We start from the raw sequence: 21,768 nt of genomic DNA, 5'->3' as shown, positions 1-21,768 counted from the left end.
AGCGCCTTATTATTTGTCGTTGCTGATCTTGTATGAAGTAACCGTGCCATTGAAAAGAACAGGTACAAACAGGGTGCGGGTACTCTCATCAACATTAATATCAGCACTGCTAGCATCAACGGTTCCTAACAAAACACGTTGTTTATCGGTAATTTTGTAGATTTCACCAGCAGGAAAGTGGCTGACAATCAGTGCATCATCCAATGCAGCAACGCCGTCGAGACCACCCAGTTTATAACTTGAATTAATCATCTGTACTGATTTAGTGGGAATATCAATTTTATAAAGAGAACCGAACTCTTCCGATTCAAATTCCTGAGCGAGCTTACTCGCCATGTTTGCAGCGATAAGTGTATTGCCTTTCACCAGTAAACCATTGGTGTGTGGTAGGCGTTTATCTTCAAACCAAACCTTCAGCTCATTGTTGACAAGGTTATATATTTTACCGGTAGCAATATCAGAGACAAACAGTTGCCCCTCAGCACTAATACTTAGGTCATTCAGCATGACAGCTCCTTTTGCCTGAATACTATCTACGACCCTACCTTTTTTAACGTCAATAACATGGACTTGAAGGCCATCGACTACATATAGGTGATTGTTATACATGCCCATCCCTGTCGGACCAGCAAGATCATCAACCCATTTCATTTGTTTGAGTTGTCCATCTTTAGAAAGTTTGCTGATAAAACCTTTTCCTTCACCATTTACGTTTGAAACATATAACCATTCATGCTTAGGAGAAACAAAAACAGATTCAGGTTGCGAAAAACCAGATAATGTCCATTGTTGAGAGAGTGACGCTGCTTGAGCAGGCTGTGTAAATAACAGAGAGGCCCCGATTAGGCTTGATAACAGTGTAGAACGCATATTTTTACTCCATTATATTCATAGATAAAGTTAACATTACCTAGCTAAGTGCTAGCCACTATGATGGCTAAGTAATGATTAATGGATTAATTATGAATTGAATAAACGTAGTAAAATAGAGGCATATCGTCAATGCATTATGGAATATATAGCACTAATAGAAATTCTGTTCGCGTGATGATTTATAGCCCTTTGTTCAGTTTCGGCGTGAGGGAACGTCTGATCTTGCTTTTTTCCTCCTTTACATCTATATAGTTAAAACACATTTTCTAAGTAGCAACCTTCAATTTCTTATCGTCTTACCGTAACCTGAAATTCTACATTTAATAACAACTCTTCGTGTATCTACAAACTTCCATCGAATTTTCTGATAAAGAACCGCACTTCAGCAAATAAAATCATGAAAGGTTTTATTAGTGCCTACAAATACATGGACCTAGATTCAGGCGCGGTGCGTTAAAAAGTGAGGATTTCTAGCAGATTAAAAAGTGAGTCGGAACGGCATTCTTTTACTTACTTTTCTGTTGCTGTTGACAGAAAAGTAATGTCGTCAACAAGACGAAACCTCAGCATTGTAAACTCAACTTCCGATTAGATTAGCTTGACGAACAGCAAGTAATCCGACGAATCAGCTAAGCTGACAAAAGTGCTTTCCAAGCTTCCACCATAAAGTAAAAATTGTGAAGCATATAAAATTATCCAACTGTAAAAATATTCCATAAGAAAACCCTAATGAGTTGGTTGGATAGTGCAATCTATTTATGGGAAAAATCTAATGGAGTGATATTTTTGATATTTGAAGCGGCAATTCAGACACAAAAAAGCCGCCTAATAACATAGGCGGCTTTGAACTAATAAATTAAACGGTTAAATAGAATAATTTAGAAAGTGTGGTTGTATTGCAGTGAGAAGTAGTTTGCGCCAGATTCAGTATAAGCACTCACTTGACCGACTAGAGCGCTTTCCTCTAAAACATGGACCTTTTCACCAGCAACTAAAGTGTAGCCGAAATCAATACTAGATTTATTGCTCAAGTTATAAGTGAAACCTGCTGAATACCACATGCGATCTGAGTCAGGAATTGATAAAGATGAAACTTCACCAACAACACCTTGGTCACTTGCAATACCAGCACGAACAGTCCAAGTTTCATTGATATCGTACGTACCACCTAAACTAAAGAACCAAGAATCTTTCCAGTTATAATGCTTGATAACATCACTTGCAGTGCCAAGATCGCCATCTACAACACTGATGTTGTCAAATGAACTCCACTGGGTCCACTGTGCAGTGTAGTGAATCGCAAACTTTTCAGTTAGCTGATGAAAACCAGCAAGCTGTGCGATATCAGCAATTGGAATTTCAATGCTGTCAAAGTTTTGAGGTAGTATAACATTTGGGTTATACATGATGTCGCCACTAGCTTCCATTTGCGGGCTATAGCGGTAACTCAAACCAATTCTGTTATTTTCGTTAAACTCATAAGCTAAACCAACAATACCACCAACAGCCCAGCCGTCTGCTTCCACGTCAACTAGATTTAGCGGCATGTCACCAAGACCGATATCAATATTGCCGTTACGGGTTAATGTTCCTGATCCATAAACAGCATCAAGACCTAAACCTAAGCTTAAAGAGTCATTAATACGGTATGATACGCTAGCGTTAAAGTTAACCGTAGTTACTTCAGTATTACCCAATAAATCAATCGGAGTATTGAAGTCATGATCATTATTCAGTGTTGAAAGATCTGTACCTGTACCATAATTTGAGAAGGCTGCAACACCGTACGCCCACTTATCGTTGATTGGGCTAATGTAGTAGAAATTAGGAATGAATTTAGCTTCAGCAGCATTATCCATACTTCCAATATGGTTGTCGCCGTACTGGACATCACTTACTTCAACTTGAACGTCTGCATATGAAGCACCTACAGAAAGTGTCTTTTCATCAAATAATGCCATTGCAGCAGGGTTACGTGCTAAAACTGACGCGTTATCAGCGATGATTGCATCACCAGCCATTGCACGGCCAATACCAGTTGCTGATTGGCTATTTAACTGAAAACCTGCTGCCATTGATTGTGTGCTAGCAAGCGTTACCGCTGCAGCTAGTAGAGTCTTGTTGAATTTAGTCATCATTTTAATCTCATCGTTGTACGTCAGTTTATTAATTTGCTCAGTACTCATTCTTGCTTAGTGCTCGATCTTGCTTAGTACTGGCTCCCCAATTAACACCAACTTAGTAATTGCGGGCATATTAGGTAACAGTTGTTACCTCTACAACTCCGACCAGTTGCTAGTCATTGTTAGCATTAAGTTAATTTCTGCTTTTGACGTTTTTAGGTCAAATTGAGTAAATACTCTATAAACGCTGTGCTGTAGGGCTGTTGAGAATTTTGTTAAGAAGGCTGAAATATTATAACGAAATATTAAGTAACAAGGAGGCAACAAGATTATTTTGTAAAAAAGAGTACAGTTGTACGCTGAGAGGTCCGATTACTGCTTAATCGTCAGTAATCGGACTGTTTAGAAATTAAAGCGAGGCTTTAAAGTTTGCGAATTGAGTCTTGATTGCCTCAGCTGGTGGAGATAATTTACTAACAACTACACCGACTATTGTAGCAAATAAGAATCCAGGTAAGATTTCATATAAGTCGAATAAACCGCCAGAAAGCTGCTTCCAAACGACAACAGTTACAGCACCTACAATAATGGTTGCGATAGCACCATTGCGGCTATAGCCTTGCCAGAATAATGAAAGTAGCACTACAGGACCAAATGCTGCGCCAAATCCTGCCCAAGCATAACTCACTAAGTCGAGTACTTTGCTGTCAGGATTAAGTGCAATCACAATCGCGATAATCGCAATAGCAAGAACTCCAAGGCGTCCAACTAACATTAATTCTTTGTCATTTGCTTGCGGGCGTAACCATTTACGGTAAAAATCTTCTGTGATAACACTTGAACAAACAAGAAGTTGAGAATCGATAGTGCTCATAATTGCTGATAAAATTGCCGCAATTAAGATACCGCCAACCCAAGGATTGAACGCAACTTGCGCTAAGTGTATAAATACTGTCTCAGAGTTCGCTAAAGGCGCATCTGCAAAATAGATAGTGCCTGCAATACCTGTGGCGAGAGCACCGATTAATGCAACTAGCATCCAGCTCATCGCGATTCGACGAGATAGTGGAATATCATCAGGGCTGCCGATGGCCATAAAGCGAGAAAGAATATGTGGCTGACCAAAGTAACCTAAACCCCAAGCGAGCAAAGAGATCAAGCCAATGGTGGTCATATTACTGTGCAGTAGTGACAGCATTTTAGGATCGAGAGTTTCTAGTGCAACTTGCGTATCTGGCTTGCTGAAAATTGCGATTGGCACGATTAATAGTGCTAATAACATTAAGCAACCTTGGAAAAAGTCAGTCCAACTTACTGCAAAAAAACCGCCTACAAAGGTGTAAGCCACAATAATGACTGAGCCTATCATTAGGGCTACGGTGTAATCTAAACCAAAGATTTGTTCAAATAGAATTGCGCCGCCAACCATACCTGAAGAGGTGTAGAAGGTGAAAAATACTAAAATAGTAATTGCAGAAACGAGTTTTAAAAAACCTTGCTTGTCTTCAAAACGTTTTTCAAAGAAGTCGGGAAGGGTAAGGGCGTTGTCTGCCGCTTGGGTGTATATACGTAAACGTCTTGCAACAAATAACCAGTTTAGCCATGCGCCGAATACTAAACCAAAGCCAATCCATGCTTCGCCTAAACCACCTAAATAAACTGCACCAGGTAAACCGAGTAATAACCAACCTGACATGTCTGATGCGCCGACACTTAACGCTGTCACGGCTGGGCCCATTTTTCGGCCGCCTAGAATGTAATCATCTACTGTGTCTGTTTTGCGGTAGGCCCAATAGCCTATGCCCATCATTAGGGCGAGATAACCAATGAATGTAATTAGAATTGGAGCTTCAATTGCCATGCTACTTCCGTATTGTTCTCTTTATTGTGCGGCATATGCTAACAGATGTTTGACATAGTGCACAATTTTGAAAGGAAGTATGAAGAGTTATTGACCAGCCAATGAAATTTCATTAGCTGGTTTGTGTGCTAGATGTATGAAATTTAAATAAAAGTTTGCTCAATTTCGTTTCTTACAAGCTGAAGGTCTGCATCTTGTTCACCTACCAGTAACATGAAGGTGTCTGCGGTTTGAAAACCTAAACCTTGATAGTTCTGATCTGCGAACGATTCTTCAATCACCATTCTATTTTCTGTAGGAATAATAAATAAGGTGACCTTGCCTTGCTCACCCTCCATGACGAGGTGTAAACTTTTTACACCTTGGAAATCACAGTATGAAGTGTAAAACACTTTTCCTGGCTGCTGGATGAATTTGGCATTTTCTAATCCACCAATACCAGCGAGCTTAAAGTTAACATCTTCAAAGCCGACATTTTGATCAACGTTCATCGCTTTTGGTTCATGGTAAACATGGGCAAGAGCATGTTCAGCTAAATCTACAGGAGTAAAGCGCAGCATGCTGAAACTTAATCCAATCACTAAAGCAACAGATGCCGCCATCGCCATTAAATAACGAGTGTGCTTCTTTTGTTGTTGATGTTTGCTAAGTTGTTGCCTGAGAATAAGCTTATCGGCTAAGTCATCAGGCACATCAATATTTAGTGCATTAGTGAGTTTACTGTCCAGTGCTTTTAACTCGTTAACGAGTTTTGCATCAGATTCAGACGCTGCAATCTGTGCCAAGAAATCTTCGTCTTGGCTATTTGGGTCACCATATGCATGGCGACGAAATTTTAGATCATCCATTTGATTGACCTCTAACTTCGGGAGACTCTAAAGCGTCTTTTAATTGATTACGGGCGCGAAATAATCGCGTCATGACGGTATTTCTGTTTAGCTCTAATAAATCAGCAATCTCTTCACCACTAAATCCACCAATAAGTTGTAATAATAGTGGCTCACGATATTCAACTTCTAATTGACCAATTTGCTTACGTAGCCAGTACTGCTCAGTTTGTTCTTCAGTGGTGGATGATTTTTCATCTTCAAGCAATTCTTGCTCTACATCACTATAATCAAACTGTTTACGCTCAAACCGGCGCGCATTCTCACGACGTAAAATTGTAATTAGCCAAGCTTTGGCAGCTTTATCATCTTTTAACGAGTCTAAAGCGCGCCAAGCGCGTAGAAAAGTTTCTTGAGTGACGTCTTCTGCCACATGTTTATCGCCGATTAACCAATAGGCATATCGAAAGATATCAGTGTGAAGTGCCCTGACGAGGCTGTCGTATCGTCGCTGTTTATTTAGCATGTCAGATAAGACCGTGGGTTCGGACTTTTTATTTCGCAAGCTATCGAACATTTTATGACTTATTGTTAAATATTATGTTCGATAGCTTAAAAGGTTAGCTGTGAATAGCAAGCATAATTATACTCAAGGATTCAATGAACTAAGTGGTGAAGTGGTATTTTGTTGTTGATTTACTTGCGTTTGTTCAATTGCACTTAACAACATATTCTTATCAATCATTGAGGATGATTTACTGTATTTTGCTTGTTGTACTTGATGAATTGCTTTTGATAAAGCATCGGATAAATATGCGATATCAGACAAGGTCATTGGTTTTGCAAGCCTTGTACTGTAAAGCTGTTGCAGTAAAGAAATTACCAAAGTGACGTCATTGTTATCACAGGCTTTAGCTATCTCATCAATATTAGCGGGTGATTTCGCTGTTGTATTTGAAGTTGGCAGCACAGGTATTTGAGCTTGCTTTTTACTTCGAGCCTTAATCCATAATGCCAACGTAATTAGCCATAACGTTGCAAATAATAAGGTTAGCCAAGGCCAAAGACTAGATTGTTCATTGTTTGCTCGCGTTGGCGCAGTAGCGACTTCGGGAGTTGTTGCAATTGTGCCAGTAATAGTGACGGTTCTTGCTGGAATAGTGGCATATTGCTGCTGACGTAAATGGGTGTTCCACCAAGGAATAGTAATTTCAGGTAAAGTGAATGTCCCCGGTTTAGTAGGGACAATTGCGCTGGTTAAACTGTATTGAGCAATGACTTGATTATCACGGACCACTGTTTGCCTAATTGGCTTTTCTGGATAAGATTTTAACCCGTCTGGCATGGTCAGTTTAATGTCTGGCAAACTGTTGCTGTCAGCATTTGATGCAACGATATTAATTGTGCGAGTAATTGGAGTGCCTATTTCAAATTCATTGCCTTGATCTTCCGGCCATACTTCTTTAGCAATTAATAAGTCACTTGCTAGCCATTCACCTTGGTAAACATCAGGAATCGGCATAATCGTCATTTGAGTGTCTTCTGCTCTTGCTTGCATTGGTCTACTTTCATTAAAACCAAACATGCCGCCTCGTCTAGGTGCTTCAACAAGAATATCACCAGAAAAACCTGCCCCTTTTATTGCTAAAGTACCAGCGGTATCAGCAATAATTGAGTAGGTTCTTTCAATAACTCTAAAACGGCGACCATCGACGACTTCAACAGAATCTTTGTCTTCACCGATTTGCTTTATCTCTGTACCAGCAATTTCAGGTGCGCTAATAACGCCACGTTGCAACTCTGCAGCTAAAAACAGCTTCACTTTATAAGTAATAAGCTGGCCAACATAAGCTTCATTGGTGCTCAATTCACCTTCTACAAACAAATTACGCATTTGCTGAGGCTGACTGCCCGCTTTTGCAACGGTTAAGTTAATAGGATTAGATTTTACACCTTCCATAGTAAACGATGGAATCGTCACTGTTCCGGTGTTTTTTGCTGATAGTAATACTTGCCATCGGGTTTCTTTGGTGGCGTCAAAGTTAACTATTTGAGTGCTTCTACCGACGCTGGTGCGACCCACAACAAAATCTTTTAATAATGGGGAGGTATCTAATAACCCTGCATTGAGATCGGCATCGGCAGTGACGTTCAATACAAAGTATTCACCTTGCATCACAGGATTTCTGTCTACAGTCGCTTGGATTTGACTGACTGCGAAAGCTTGCCCTGTAAAAAGAATTGCAAGAAGGGCGATAACGATTCTATTTACCACTGTTGTTTGTCCTTAGGAAGTTGGCCACTTTGGCGACGCTTTTGATATTCCAATTGCATTTTATTTCTTATTAACACTTGCGGGTCTTCGCTTACGGCGCGAAGAGCACGTTCTAAGTCTGCTGGTAATGGTTCTTCTGCTAGCTGTGATGAAGCAACTGCTTGAGATGATTCTGGCTGCTTATCAGACTCTTCCATTTGTGCTTTTTCTGCAGCCATAGCTTGCGCTTGTTGTTCTGCAGATTGATCTTGCTCTGGCTTAGATGCTGATTCTGGCTCATTTTCAGGTTGAGCTTGAGCTTGCATTTCAGCTTCGTTTCCAGATTGCTTATCTTCATCTGCCTCACTTTGAGAAGGAGCAGACTCATTTTGTGAAGAATCAGACTGGGCTTGATTTTGCTCATTTTCATTTTCTTGGTCTGACTGATTCTGTTTAGCGTCACTCTTTTTTGATTCACTTCTATCAGAGTCATTTGGGTTTGAATCGCTCTGCTGTTCATCTTGTTTAGAACTGTCTTGAGCATTTTGTTGTGATTGTTCCTGTTCTTGAGACTGCTCTTGAGAAGAGTCCTGTGACTTGTCGCCAGATTGGTTATCACCTTTTTCATTTTGTCCTGATTCACCTTCGTTTGAATCATTTTGGTCAGACTGGTTTTGATCAGAACCTTCACCCGATTGTTGTTCTTGCTGTTGTTTCATTTGCTCAGCAAGTTCAAGGTTTTTTTGAGCTTGGGGGAATTCAGCTTGTTGCTTCAATGCTTGTTGGTAACGACTGATTGCTTCATCGAGCTTATTTAATTGCATTAAACTATTGGCTTGATTATATAAACCGTTAGCGGAGCTATCTTGCTCAAATCCAGCAAGTGCATTTTCATAATCGCCTGCTTTATATTGAGCACTGGCTTGCCAAAGAGGTTGGTTAAATTGCTCTGCAGCATCGGCGAATTCTTCACTTGTTTGAGCTTGAGCAAAGGTTTCGCTAGCTTGTTGATCTTGGGTTTTCCATAAATCATCCCAAGTATTGGCCATAACAGGACTTGGTTGAAACAAAAAGCCTAATGTAAGGGCGGTAAAAACTGGTACTAAGGTAAACCTAAAGCTGAGTAACACAGGAATAATGAGCAACATGGCAATATATGGGCCTAAATCTTGCCAGCTTTCACCTTCAAGTTCAGTGGCTTTAGCATCGCCGTCATTGGCGAGCCAATTTTCAAGTCGACTTAACGAGCTACCATCTGCGGTCGCTGGGATCATGAGTCCGCCCGTTGGACTGACTAATTGTTCAAGTAGCTTAAAATCTGTCTTATCAATCACTATTTCACCACGGTTATCACGCAATAGTTGCCCATCAGGTAATTGAATCGCAGCGCCTTGGCTGGTGCCAAATGCCATTACAGAAACTCGATAACGGCTGCCATCAAGTACTTTGGTTGCATCACTGTATTGCTGTGGGTTAACGCCATCAGTCATCACAATAATATCACCAGTGATGTGGCCACCTTGAGTAAGTAATTGCTGTGCAAGTTCGATGGCGGCTGATAAATCTGAGCCCCTAACAGGCATTATATCTGGTGTGAGTGTTGGCAATAAATTAAGTAAAGTAGACTTATCGCGAGTCAAAGGACTGATGGTAAAAGCATCTCCTGCAAAGGCGATTAAGCCAGTTTCACCTTCTGATAAATTGGTTAAAAAGTCTGTGGCTCTATATTTTGCTTGGGATAAACGGTTAGGTTTTTGATCCGTAGCATACATAGATAAGGACATATCCATTACCAGCACACGACCTTGTTCACTGCTGTAAACGGGTAAGCTTTGCTTATTAACCGCGGGGCCGGATATCGCAATAACCGCGATAACCCAGCACAACATAAGTAACCACTTAGGCTGTTTTTTTACTTGGTTGGTTTCACTTATTAAGGTGTTAGCCAAATGCGGCGCAATATAACTTTGCCATGCAGAATTACTTTGTTGGTTTCGCCATAAGAATATTGCGATGGTAATTAATGGGATGAGGGCCAACAGCCATTCTGGACGAATAAAGTGTAAACTCATTATAGTCCCCCAGTTGGTTTGGTTGAGTCTGAACTAATATTCGACTTAAGACTTGCTTGATTGCTGGCAGCAAGATTTAGCTTATTCGCGAATTGGCCTCTTAGGCTGATAAATACGCTCATAAGTAGAGCTAACAATAATGGCCAATAAAATAGTTCACTTTTAGGGCGGTAAGTCAGCTGATCTCGGCTAACGGGTTCCAGTTCGTCGATTTTTTGATAAATTTGGGCTAACTCTTCACTGTTTCGAGCTCTAAAGTAATGACCTTTAGTCATGTCGGCAAGATTTTGCAATTGATCTTCATCTAAATCTAACGAAGGGTTCACGCGTTCAGTGCCAAATATACTGCGACGCTCCATGACTTCAGCACCTACGCCGACGGTATAAATCGTGACATTACGTTTAGCAGCAATTCTCGCAGCCACTTCAGGCTCAATGTTACCGGCGTTATTTGAGCCATCGGTGAGTAATATTAATACACGGTTACTGTCATTAACCATGTCAAAACGTCGCACTGCTAAGGCGATGGACTCACCAATGGCAGTTTGTTTACCCACAAGGCCGATTTCACTGTCGGCAAGAAACTTAGCCACAGAGCGTCTATCTTGGGTCAACGGTGCTTGAAGATAGGCGTGATCGGCAAATAAAATCAACCCGAGTCTGTCGCCGTTTCGTCTTTCAATGAAATCACCGATCACGTGCTTTATAAGAGTGAGCCTATCGACGGTCTTACCTTCAACAATCATGTCTTCTATTTGCATGCTGCCTGATAAATCCACGGCTAACATAACATCTCGTCCTTCAGAAGGTAGCTCTATTGGCTCACCTAACCATTGGGGACGAATTAAGGCGCACAAAAGGCATAACCACATCAACCAATAAGCTTTTCGGCTTGGTTTGTGTTGGCTGATAGTAACTTGTTGCTCCGTTTCGCCAATTCCAGGTAATTGCAGATGACCACCTGTGTTCTTTGCTACCTGTTTTTGTTTGAGTAAAAAGGGTAGCGGCAATAACAAGAGTAACCATGGCCAAGTTATTGAGAACATGTTGCCTCCGATTGTTGATTCTTCGGAGTGCTTTGGGCTTGTACTGGAACTTTATTAAGCGCAATGAAATGACCTGATTTGTTGAGCCATTTTTCAGTTAAGGTTCTGAGTTGCATACAATCTTTTTGTGCTAAGCCATCTTTTTGGTAACGCTTTTTCAGTAGCTCGCTCATTTGATTCGCATCTTGCGCTGATAATCTTAAGGCTAACCATGCATACCAAATATCACCATCTAATTTGGCAAAATCTTCACGGGGAAAATAGCTCATGGCGGTTCTTTTTAATAAAGTATTAATGTCAGTTGCATACTGAGGTGTTGATACATCAAGTATTTCAAGTTCAGATAATGCTGCTTTTTTAGGTGCAATATAGCGGCGGTTCTGCTGAAGTTTTGTGACGGCAAAAATAATGATAGCAACAAAAACTATGGCGAGTATCCAAAACCCAGGCGCGATGGGTAACTGGCTTATTTGCTCTGGAAGCATAATATCTTCCAGTTGTGATAATGCTGGGTTAGCTTGCGCAGTATTCATTTAGCGTAATACTTCCAATTGTTGGCTGAGGCTTTTGCCTGCATCAATAAAACGAGTTGGGACTTTTATCATGTTCATCAGTTCGATAAATTGCTGCTGACTTGCAAGTTGACCACTTAGCCAAGCATCGTAACTGTTTCGAGTTAATGTCAGTTGCTGCTTTCCATCTCTTACGGGTAATGCAAAACGTTTAGGTAATGAAAGTGTACCTTGCCTTAGTGGATCGCTAATGACAAAAGCACCCACGTCGCAATGACGTTTAAGCTCGGTTAATGCGGCTAAGCATTCTTGGGTAAAGTACTGTCCGTCGGTAATAATCCACACCAAAGATCCAGGCTTAGCAATTCGTTGCAAGCGCTGACATGCTCGTAATATGTGTTGTGGATCTTGTGGTAGCTCATCAAAGTGATTTAGCTGATTCTCATGCATTTTGATAAGTGCAGATGTTAACTGCAATATACCTTGGCGACGGCTGCGTGGTTTTAGTTCAAGGTGCTCAGTTTCACTGGCAATAAACGCCCCGAGGCGATCGCCATGATTAATCGCATTCCAGCCAAGTGTTGCGGCAACATGAGCCGCTTGAACCGATTGAAGCAATAAGCGCGAACCAAAAAATAAACTGTGGCTGAAATCGACGAACACAATAATGGGTCGTTCCCGTTCTTCAACAAATAACTTTGTATGAGCTTTACCTGTTCGAGCGGTGACGCGCCAATCTATGGTTCTGACATCGTCGCCATTTTGATAATGACGCACCTCAGCAAACTCCATCCCGCGGCCTTTAATCAGGCTACTTCGATGGCCAGCTTGGCTTGCTTTTGCTCGGCTGCGTTTATCTGGCATCGCGCGAGCGGTGCTTTGGCAGCTAATGAGTTCTTGCTCATTTAGATTCACGCCATTACTAAATAATGGCAATGAACCCTCAAGCGTTTGTTCAACGGGCATAGTGCAATGGTTCCAATTTTAAGGCGCTTACTTAAAGGTGTTAGCCTTTACAGTGTTCAAGTGTGACTTAATTTAGGGTGACTAAATTTTGAGTTACTTAGTTTTTTTAGTGACTGAGTCAAACTTAAGGGACCGCAACTTGGCTTAAAATGTGGTTAATAACATGATCAGCATTTATGCCTTCTGCTTGGGCTTGGTAACTCAGCAATAAACGGTGTCTGAGTACATTTGGCGCAACCGCTTGAATATCTTCAGGTGAAACAAAGTCACGTTCTTGAAGCCAGGCTCTTGCTCGGGCACATCGCTCGAGGGAAATAGAAGCACGCGGGCTCACGCCATATTCAAGCCACTTTGCAAGTTCAGGGCTGTAACGTTCAGGTTGTCGAGTTGCCATGATAATTTCGACAATATAGCTTTCTAGAGGTTCAGCTAAATAAAGCTCCATCGCTTGTTCGCGGGCAGCAAATACATCTGATTGCGCCACAGGCTCAATGGTAGGCAGTTGTTTAGTGACGGCTTCATTGCGTGATTGACGCAAAATTTCACGTTCAGTTTCAGCACTTGGGTAATCAAGATTTAAATGCATTAAAAAACGGTCTAATTGAGCTTCAGGTAATGGGTACGTTCCTTCATTTTCTAGTGGGTTTTGTGTTGCCATCACTAAAAATAAATCAGGAAGAGGATAACTATTCTTACCGACCGTAACTTGGCCTTCAGCCATTGCTTCTAGCAGTGCTGATTGGACTTTAGCTGGTGCACGGTTAATTTCATCAGCCAAAATCAGATTATGAAAGATTGGTCCTGCTTCAAATTCAAATGTGGCAGTTTGAGCACGATAAATGTCAGTACCGGTTAAATCGGCTGGTAATAAATCTGGGGTAAATTGAATTCGATGAAAATCGCCTTCAACACCATCGCAAAGCGCTTTAACAGCACGTGTTTTTGCAAGACCAGGAGGGCCCTCAACTAATAAATGGCCATCAGCAATGAGTGCGATGAGCAAGTTCTCTGTTAATACAGGTTGTCCCAAAATGACATTATTTAAATAAGCGCGTAAGGAATGAAATCGACTCAAAGGCATGATGATACTCAATTATTTGCTGAAATTTGTTCTAATTAATCCCATGTTAATGAATTTCATTAGCCTTTGGCTAGTATGATTAACAGATTTTCATTTTTATTTGTTAGTTCGCAAACGAGATAGTCGTTAAGTTGGCATCTAATGTCAGAATAAATAAGAAATATGACATTTTAAAGTTAAAGCTCTAAATTTTAACCTTTTGATTTCATGCAAGATAAATGTATGTTGGTTGGTGTTTTTGAGTTTATTTTGAGCTTATTTTCATACGGATGTTTAAAACTTGGTAATTAAAAGTTAGAATCAGATCACACTTTATGGTCAGACCAGACCTGTCTGACAAAAATGGATATTCACTGACAAGCCATTTGAAGGCTAAACAATTACAAGAGGGTGAACAATGAGTGATAGACAACAAGTAACCAACGCCCGCGGGGAGCGCATTGCAATCGTTGCGGGTTTACGTACCCCATTTGCAAAACAAGCCACTGCGTTTCACGGCGTATCAGCATTAGATATGGGCAAAATGGTGGTTAATGAATTGCTATCACGCTCAGAACTAGATCCTAAAACTATCGAACAATTAGTTTACGGCCAAGTCGTACAAATGCCAGCAGCGCCAAATATCGCTCGTGAAATTGTGCTAGGGACTGGCATGGATGTGTCGACTGATGCATACAGCGTAACACGGGCATGTGCTACGAGTTTCCAGTCTGCAGTGAATGTGGCTGAATCTATTATGACTGGCAATGTCGAAATTGGTATTGCGGGCGGTGCAGATTCTTCTTCGGTATTACCGATTGGCGTTTCAAAAAAGCTAGCCCACGCACTCGTTGATTTAAATAAAGCCCGCACATTTAAACAAAAGTTTGCTATCGCTCGACGCCTTGGCCTTAAAGATTTAATGCCTGTACCGCCAGCGGTAGCAGAATACTCAACTGGTTTGTCTATGGGACAAACTGCTGAGCAAATGGCTAAAACGTATTCTATTAGTCGTGCTGATCAAGATGCACTGGCGCATCGCTCTCATACTCTTGCTACTGAAACATGGAATACCGGCAACTTACGTGATGAAGTGATGACTGCTCATGTACCACCTTACAAGCAGTTTATTGACCGCGATAATAATATTCGTGAAAACTCAGTGCTTGAGTCTTACGCAAAACTACGTCCTGCTTTCGACCGTAAACATGGCTCTGTTACCGCTGCTAACAGCACTCCATTAACTGATGGCGCTTCTGCCATTATTTTAATGAGTGAGGGCAGAGCTAAAGCTTTAGGTTATGAACCTATTGGTTACATTAAGAGTTATGCGTTTACCGCGATTGATGTATGGCAGGACATGTTAATGGGACCTTCTTATGCTACGCCACTTGCATTAAAGCGTGCAGGTATGGAATTAGAAGATTTAACTCTGATTGAAATGCATGAAGCTTTCGCTGCTCAAACACTGGCAAACATGCAGATGTTTGGTTCGAAAAAGTTTGCTGAAGAAAAATTAGGTAGAAACCGAGCAATTGGTGAAATCGATATGAGTAAATTTAACGTATTAGGTGGCTCACTTGCTTATGGTCATCCGTTTGCGGCTACAGGTACTCGTTTAATCACTCAAGTGTGTCGTGAATTAAAACGACGTGGTGGTGGTACTGGTCTAGCAACAGCCTGTGCTGCAGGTGGTCTTGGCGCAGCAATGATTGTGGAAGTGGAGTAATTCTAATGGAAAAGACATTTAATTTATCTCGCCGTGAAGACGGTATTGCTGTTTTAACAATGGATGTTCCTGGCGAAACCATGAACACGTTAAAAGCAGAGTTTGGCCCTGAAATCAGTGAAATTTTAGCCGAAATTAAACATGATGCTAGCGTGAAAGGTTTAGTGGTTATTTCTGGGAAGCCTGACTCGTTTGTTGCAGGGGCTGACATTAGTATGCTTGACGCATGCACTAGTGTTTCTGCTGCAAAAGAGTTGTCTCAGCAAGGTCATATCGTATTCAACGAACTTGAAAACTTATCTATTCCTGTTGTTGCTGCTATTAACGGTGCTTGTTTAGGCGGTGGTTTGGAATTGGCATTAGCGTGTCATTTACGAGTATGTACTGACGATAAGAAAACCATTATGGGAGTACCTGAGGTTCAACTTGGATTACTTCCTGGCGGGGGTGGAACGCAGCGTTTACCAAGAAAAGTAGGTATTACTACAGCACTAGATATGATGCTGACAGGAAAACAAATTCGTCCGAAACAGGCGCTGAAAATGGCCTTAGTTGACGATGTAGTTCCTGAGTCAATTTTGTTAGATACCGCTATTACGTTAGCTAAAAAAGGTAAGTCAGCCGCTAAAGTCGTTAAAAAGAGCGCGCTAAATAAAGTGCTTGAGTCAACCAGTACCACACGGGATATTATCTTTGATCAGGCTGCGAAGCAGGTCATGAAGAAAACACAAGGTAATTACCCAGCGCCAGCTAAAATCATTGACTGTGTTAAGCAAGGCATGAACAAAGGCATGATTAAAGGCTTAGAGGTAGAAGCTAGTCATTTTGCTGAATTAGTGATGTCACCAGAATCTGAGTCACTTCGTAGTATTTTCTTTGCTACCACAGAGATGAAGAAAGAAACGGGTGCAGAAGGCGCAGAACCTCGTAAAGTGAATAAAGCGCTTGTTATTGGTGGCGGGTTAATGGGCGGTGGTATCGCTTCTGTTACAACCACTAAAGCTAAGATCCCAGCTCGTGTTAAAGATATTAACGATAAAGGCTTAAGCAATGCGTTAGCTTATGCATATAAATTACTCGCTAAAGGAGTTAAGCGTCGTCACATGACTCCAGCAGTTAGAGATAACTTGATGGCGCTAATGACAACCACCACTGAGTACAAAGGCGTAAAAGATGCCGATATCGTTGTTGAAGCGGTATTTGAAGACTTAGCGTTGAAGCATCAGATGGTAAAAGATGTTGAACGTGAGTGTCATGAAAATACGATTTTTGCCTCTAATACTTCATCTTTACCTATTGGCCAAATAGCAGAGGCTGCATCGCGCCCTGAAAATGTCATTGGTTTACATTACTTTTCGCCTGTCGAAAAAATGCCGTTAGTGGAAGTTATTGCCCATAAAACAACATCGCCTGAAACCATCGCAACTACAGTAGCCTTTGCTCGTAAACAAGGTAAAACACCGATTGTTGTTCAAGACGGTGCTGGTTTTTACGTCAACCGAATTCTTGCGCCATATATGAATGAAGCTGCTCAAGTTTTATTGTCTGGTGAAAAGGTTGAAAGCTTAGATAAAGCATTGGTTAAGTTTGGCTTCCCAGTCGGCCCAATTACATTACTTGACGAAGTCGGTATTGATGTCGGTGCTAAGATTGCGCCAATTTTAACTCAAGAGTTAGGTGAACGTTTTAGAGCGCCAGATGCATTTGATAAGTTACTTGCCGACGACCGAAAGGGACGTAAAAATGGCAAAGGTTTCTATCAATATGGCAATAAGAAATCGAAAGCTAAACTCGTTGATGAGTCAGTATATCAAGTACTAGGCGTCAGTAATCAAACGACAGGTTCTGCCAGTGATATCGCTATGCGCTGTGTTGTGTTGATGCTAAATGAAGCTGTGCGTTGTCTCGATGAAGGGATTATCGCTAATCCTCGAGATGGTGACATTGGCGCAATATTCGGTATTGGTTTCCCACCATTTTTAGGTGGCCCATTCCGTTATATGGATTCAATGGGGATTGCGACTTTAGTGTCAAAATTACGTCAATATCAACAGCAGCACGGTGATCGTTTTGAGCCATGCGACAAATTAGTTCAAATGGCAGAAAGTGGTACTAAGTTTTATTAGTCATATTTCATACTTCTAAGTATTGACAAAATAACAAAGCGGCAACACGTTGCCGCCTTTTCATACAAAAGTGGCACGTTATTGCCTAGAATGTAGTCAGCTTGTCTATTGTTATGCTTTACTACCTATTGCTGCTATTAGTAATAGGTTGTGATATTGGTTATAATCTCGCCATCTTTACACTCGGCTGGGTTAGCTGTGGTGTTCAATGATTATGGAATGACGTTAACTGAATGAATTATAGAGGTTTCAGTGATATTTCTTATTATCTTTGTGTCGTGTATTTCTGGATTTTATCTAGGTAATCAGGCTTTTTATAATGGTATGGCTGTCAAAAGATGGTCACTAGCAGGCTTTTTAATGGGGCCATTAGCGTACCCGTTATTCAACAGTCATAAATATTTATTGATAAGAAAGCTATCTGTAGAAAATGAGCAGACTAATCATTTTTGAGCCAATAAATACCAATAAAAAAGGGAGCATTTGCTCCCTTTTTTATTGGCTAAAGCTAATTAATCGCTCGCCTAGTAGATTGATCTTTTTAGTGTTCAAGCTTAACTCCACCAAGCTTTTGCTTTAATTACTTCTAAGTGTTCTAAACCTTCTGGTAATTTAACTTTTTTACGCTGTGGTTGTGCAATACCAAGAGCTTTCTTTAAAGAATTAAACATAATGACTTCCTTAAGCGATGCTTGAGTTGCTGAATTTAATGTTGGGAAGGCCAGCTACTTGAGTGTCAACAAACTTGATGTTGGGTAGGCCTGCTACTTGTGTGTCAACAAACTTGATGTTTGGTAGGCCAGCGACTTGTGTGTCAACAAACTTGATGTTGGGTAGGCCTGCTACTTGTGTGTCAACAAACTTGATGTTGGGTAGGCCTGCTACTTGTGTGTCAACAAACTTGATGTTGGGTAGGCCTGCTACTTGAGTGTCAACAAACTTGATGTTGGGTAGGCCAGCGACTTGTGTGTCAACAAACTTGATGTTGGGTAGGCCTGCTACTTGTGTATCAACAAACTTAATGTTTGGAAGACCAGCGACTTGGGTATCAACAAACTTAATGTTTGGAAGACCAGCGACTTGGGTATCAACAAACTTGATGTTGGGTAGGCCAGCGACTTGGGTATCAACAAACTTAATGTTTGGAAGACCAGCTACTTGAGTGTCAACAAACTTGATGTTGGGTAGGCCTGCTACTTGAGTGTCAACAAACTTGATGTTGGGTAGGCCTGCTACTTGTGTATTAACAAACTTAATGTTTGGAAGACCAGCGACTTGGGTATCAACAAACTTAATGTTTGGAAGACCAGCGACTTGGGTATCAACAAACTTAATGTTTGGAAGACCAGCTACTTGAGTGTCAGCAAACTTGATGTTGGGTAGGCCTGCTACTTGAGTGTCAACAAACTTGATGTTGGGTAGGCCTGCTACTTGAGTGTCAACAAACTTGATGTTGGGTAGGCCTGCTACTTGTGTATCAACAAACTTAATGTTTGGAAGACCAGCGACTTGGGTATCAACAAACTTAATGTTTGGAAGACCAGCGACTTGTGTGTCAGCAAACTTGATGTTTGGTAGGCCTGCTACTTGAGTGTCAACAAACTTGATGTTTGGCAGACCAACCGTTTTTACCATTTCAGGATGTACTGAAGGAAGAACTTCCATTGTATTGTTAGCAGCAGAAGTAGAAGTTAAAAGTGCAGCTATGATAATTCCGTTAATCATTTTTTTTATCTCTCAATTCAGGGTTAATAAAAAGTTTTTTATTTGACGTCTGAACTGCTAGTTGCACTTGTTGTGCCAATGTTAACTATTGATACGTTTTTTCTCTTGTCTGTTGAAATTTACATTTAGTAGCGCAGTGAAATCTTTCTCGGGTACGGGTTTACTGAAAATGTAACCTTGGATCTCCTCACATTTAAGCGCTTTTAAAATGTTAAGTTGTGCGTCATCCTCTACGCCTTCACCAACCACAGATAACCCCATGTTATGCGCAATAGTAATGATACTATCTACCATTTTTAAATCACGATCAGATTTACTGATGTCATCCACAAAAGATTTATCAATTTTTAGACAGTGAATAGGGAAACGTTTCAAATAGGATAATGATGAATAACCAGTACCAAAATCATCCAGCGCTAATGTGACTCCCATTTTGGCAAGTTGGTTCATGACCTTAATCGCGTTTTCAGGGTTTTTAATAATCGTGCTTTCAGTAATCTCAAGTTCCAAATGACAAGCAGGTAGTTTGGTTAACTGTAATACGCTTGAAATACGTTGTTGAAGATCAGGGAGGGCAAACTGTCTGGAAGACAAGTTAATCGCAACACGGCCGTTAAAGATACCTTGTTCACGCCATTTCTGCGCCGCAAAGCATGCTTTTCTTAAAACTAAATCACCGATTTCAACAATCAGGCCATTTTCTTCCGCAAGAGGAATAAACTCATTGGGAGAAATAATGCCGTGTTCAGGGTGGACTAGTCTTACTAATGCTTCCATACCGACAAGGTTATCTTCTTTTAGGTCAACTTTTGGCTGATAGTAGACTTCAAATAAATCTTCCTTTAAACCTTCTCGAATTAAATTTTCAATTTCAAGCTGACGTAAAGCATTTTGGTTCAAAGATTCCGAATAGAATTGATAACGGTTACCGCCACCAGATTTTGCGTGATACATAGCGATGTCTGCTTTACGCAGTAGAGCTAATTCATTTTGTTCATCTTCAGGGTAAAGCACAATACCAATACTTAAACCGACTACTAGTGATTCATTGTCTATTTTAAATTCTTCTTTTAAGGCATCTATAATTCGAGATGCAATCGCGGCACAAGAACCAATGTCAGGGTTATGGTCGATTAATATTGCAAACTCATCACCGCCTAAACGATATAAGCTTACGTGTTTTGGCACATTATTTTGAATGCGCTTCGCCACATCCACTAATAGCTCATCGCCTATTTGATGACCTAAAGAATCATTAATGCGTTTAAAGTTATCTAAATCTAAAACCATTAAAGTATGGTGAATGTCTTTTTTGACTAAATTGTTTAGCGTGACTTGTAAACTAGAACGGTTTGGTAGACCGGTTAAAATATCACTGTTGGTTAATTTTCTAAGTTCTTCTTCTTGCTGTTTTCGTCGGGTAATATCTGAGAAAACACCAACGTAGTGAGTTGTTTCGCCTTGTTGGTTATAGATGGCATCTACTGTTAACTCCATTAAGAAGTGGCTACCATCGCCTTTATTTGCTTCTAATTCATTACTCCAGCGACCTTGCTGAGAAAGGGAGGCATGTATTTGGTTTGTGTAAGACTCAGGGTAACGTCCAAAAGTAAATAAACCGCCAATAAACTCTTCTCGAGATTGGTTTGTTAACTCACAACAAGCGTCATTGACTTCAACAAAACAATATTTTTCATCTAAGATAAACATCCCTTCGGAAATATTTTCAATTGCACGTTCGAATAATCGTAACTGTTCTTCTGTTTGTTTAAGGTTATTGATGTTTTTAATGGTACCCGTCATTCGAACAGGATTTTCTTTGTGATCTCTTTCTACAATTTTTGCTCTATCTAAAATCCACATCCACAGATTTTCGCGACTTTTTACACGATAAGCCACTTCAAAATGGTCTGTTAGACCTTTAAAATGGTCGTTTAACGCAGTTTTAACGCGATTTTGGTCTAAAGGATGGATATTACTTTCTTCACCTGGTTTACCTGAACGTTGTCCATCTTGAGGAAATTCTAGTGTTCCCCAAATATTAGAGCGGTAAATCTCGCCAGTCTCTATATCCCAATCCCACATTTCATCGCCACTTCCCCAGAGCGATAACTTTAATCTTTCTTCACTTAATGCAATCTGTTTTTGTATTTCACGTCGTCGTAAAACTATTTTAGTTATGATAAAGAACAATATAAAGCCAAGTAAAGTATATGAAAGTTTAGCTTCGAAAGAGTAGTACCAAGGTGGAGTGACAGTTATTTGAATGGTTTTTGTTTCACCTTGTTTTCCTGATAATTTATTAATTGCGTAAACATGGAAATGGTATACTCCTGAAGAAAGGTTTGTGTATGTTGCTGAGTTAATGTTCTGTGAAGGAAGCCAATTATCATTTAGACCTTCCATTTGGTAATAAAACTCAAACTCTTCTAGCGGCTGGCCTGGAGTTACAAAAGTGAATGTGAATGGGTAATCGGAATACTTTAAAGTAATATTTTTTTGTTTATTTATTGGCTGTGTAAGAATCCCACCATCAATGCTTTCAGATACATTAAATAATAAAAAATCAATCAGTGCAGCATTTGTACTACCAG

At 40.6% G+C, this 21,768-nt stretch carries 15 protein-coding genes; 2 read left to right on the top strand and 13 right to left on the bottom strand.

Annotated features, from left to right (window positions below; all coding sequences use genetic code 11):
• Positions 1-9: 9 nt before the first annotated feature.
• From K5Q58_RS15235 to K5Q58_RS15185, 11 genes are all read right to left on the bottom strand, one after another.
• On the bottom strand, positions 10-870 hold the full coding sequence (locus tag K5Q58_RS15235; protein WP_220754768.1) for a hypothetical protein: 861 nt from the start codon (positions 868-870) through the stop codon (positions 10-12).
• A gap of 881 nt (positions 871-1,751) precedes the next feature.
• A complete protein-coding gene (locus tag K5Q58_RS15230) occupies positions 1,752-3,008 on the bottom strand; it encodes an OmpP1/FadL family transporter (protein ID WP_220754802.1) in 1,257 nt (418 codons plus the stop codon).
• A gap of 397 nt (positions 3,009-3,405) precedes the next feature.
• A complete protein-coding gene (gene putP, locus K5Q58_RS15225) occupies positions 3,406-4,857 on the bottom strand; it encodes a sodium/proline symporter PutP (RefSeq protein ID WP_220754767.1) in 1,452 nt (483 codons plus the stop codon).
• Between the two features lie 143 nt (positions 4,858-5,000).
• Positions 5,001-5,705 carry a DUF3379 domain-containing protein gene (locus K5Q58_RS15220; protein ID WP_220754766.1) on the bottom strand — a complete coding sequence of 235 codons (705 nt, stop codon included), beginning with the start codon at positions 5,703-5,705 and terminating at the stop codon, positions 5,001-5,003.
• Positions 5,698-6,261, bottom strand: coding sequence for a sigma-70 family RNA polymerase sigma factor (locus tag K5Q58_RS15215; RefSeq protein ID WP_220754765.1), 564 nt, complete (start codon positions 6,259-6,261; stop codon positions 5,698-5,700). The genes K5Q58_RS15220 and K5Q58_RS15215 overlap by 8 nt, the downstream gene beginning before the upstream one ends.
• A 72-nt stretch (positions 6,262-6,333) precedes the next feature.
• Positions 6,334-7,959 (bottom strand): BatD family protein, encoded by a 1,626-nt coding sequence (locus K5Q58_RS15210; protein WP_259651362.1) that lies wholly within the window; start codon positions 7,957-7,959, stop codon positions 6,334-6,336.
• On the bottom strand, positions 7,953-10,010 hold the full coding sequence (locus tag K5Q58_RS15205) for a VWA domain-containing protein (protein WP_220754764.1): 2,058 nt from the start codon (positions 10,008-10,010) through the stop codon (positions 7,953-7,955). The genes K5Q58_RS15210 and K5Q58_RS15205 overlap by 7 nt, the downstream gene beginning before the upstream one ends.
• A complete protein-coding gene (locus K5Q58_RS15200; protein ID WP_220754763.1) occupies positions 10,010-11,056 on the bottom strand; it encodes a VWA domain-containing protein in 1,047 nt (348 codons plus the stop codon). The genes K5Q58_RS15205 and K5Q58_RS15200 overlap by 1 nt, the downstream gene beginning before the upstream one ends.
• Complete coding sequence (locus K5Q58_RS15195; protein ID WP_220754762.1) at positions 11,044-11,589, bottom strand: DUF4381 domain-containing protein; 546 nt, start codon at positions 11,587-11,589, stop codon at positions 11,044-11,046. Before K5Q58_RS15195 ends, K5Q58_RS15200 begins: the two co-directional genes overlap by 13 nt.
• The gene (locus tag K5Q58_RS15190) at positions 11,590-12,534 is read right to left on the bottom strand and encodes a DUF58 domain-containing protein (RefSeq protein ID WP_220754761.1); all 945 of its coding nucleotides are present in this window, start codon (positions 12,532-12,534) and stop codon (positions 11,590-11,592) included. It lies immediately after the preceding gene.
• A 124-nt stretch (positions 12,535-12,658) separates the two neighbouring features.
• Positions 12,659-13,615 carry a MoxR family ATPase gene (locus tag K5Q58_RS15185; RefSeq protein ID WP_220754760.1) on the bottom strand — a complete coding sequence of 319 codons (957 nt, stop codon included), beginning with the start codon at positions 13,613-13,615 and terminating at the stop codon, positions 12,659-12,661.
• A gap of 397 nt (positions 13,616-14,012) precedes the next feature.
• Between K5Q58_RS15185 and fadI the strand changes: the two genes are divergently transcribed.
• Both fadI and fadJ read left to right on the top strand, forming a co-directional pair.
• Positions 14,013-15,323, top strand: coding sequence for an acetyl-CoA C-acyltransferase FadI (gene fadI, locus K5Q58_RS15180; protein WP_220754759.1), 1,311 nt, complete (start codon positions 14,013-14,015; stop codon positions 15,321-15,323).
• A 5-nt stretch (positions 15,324-15,328) separates the two neighbouring features.
• Positions 15,329-17,449, top strand: a complete 2,121-nt coding sequence (fadJ, locus tag K5Q58_RS15175) for a fatty acid oxidation complex subunit alpha FadJ (protein ID WP_220754758.1) — start codon at positions 15,329-15,331, stop codon at positions 17,447-17,449.
• Between the two features lie 681 nt (positions 17,450-18,130).
• Here the strand turns inward: fadJ and K5Q58_RS21165 are convergent.
• Positions 18,131-19,174 carry a hypothetical protein gene (locus K5Q58_RS21165; protein ID WP_259651360.1) on the bottom strand — a complete coding sequence of 348 codons (1,044 nt, stop codon included), beginning with the start codon at positions 19,172-19,174 and terminating at the stop codon, positions 18,131-18,133.
• An 81-nt stretch (positions 19,175-19,255) separates the two neighbouring features.
• Positions 19,256-21,768, bottom strand: a 2,513-nt coding sequence (locus tag K5Q58_RS15165) for an EAL domain-containing protein (RefSeq protein ID WP_220754757.1), incomplete at its 5' end; no start/stop codon positions are given.

The organism is Shewanella sp. KT0246, from assembly GCF_019654955.1.
In the GTDB taxonomy this organism is placed as follows: Bacteria; Pseudomonadota; Gammaproteobacteria; order Enterobacterales; family Shewanellaceae; genus Shewanella; species Shewanella goraebulensis.
Note: the sequence above shows the minus strand (reverse complement) of the source record. Positions and strands in the feature narration are given on the sequence as shown.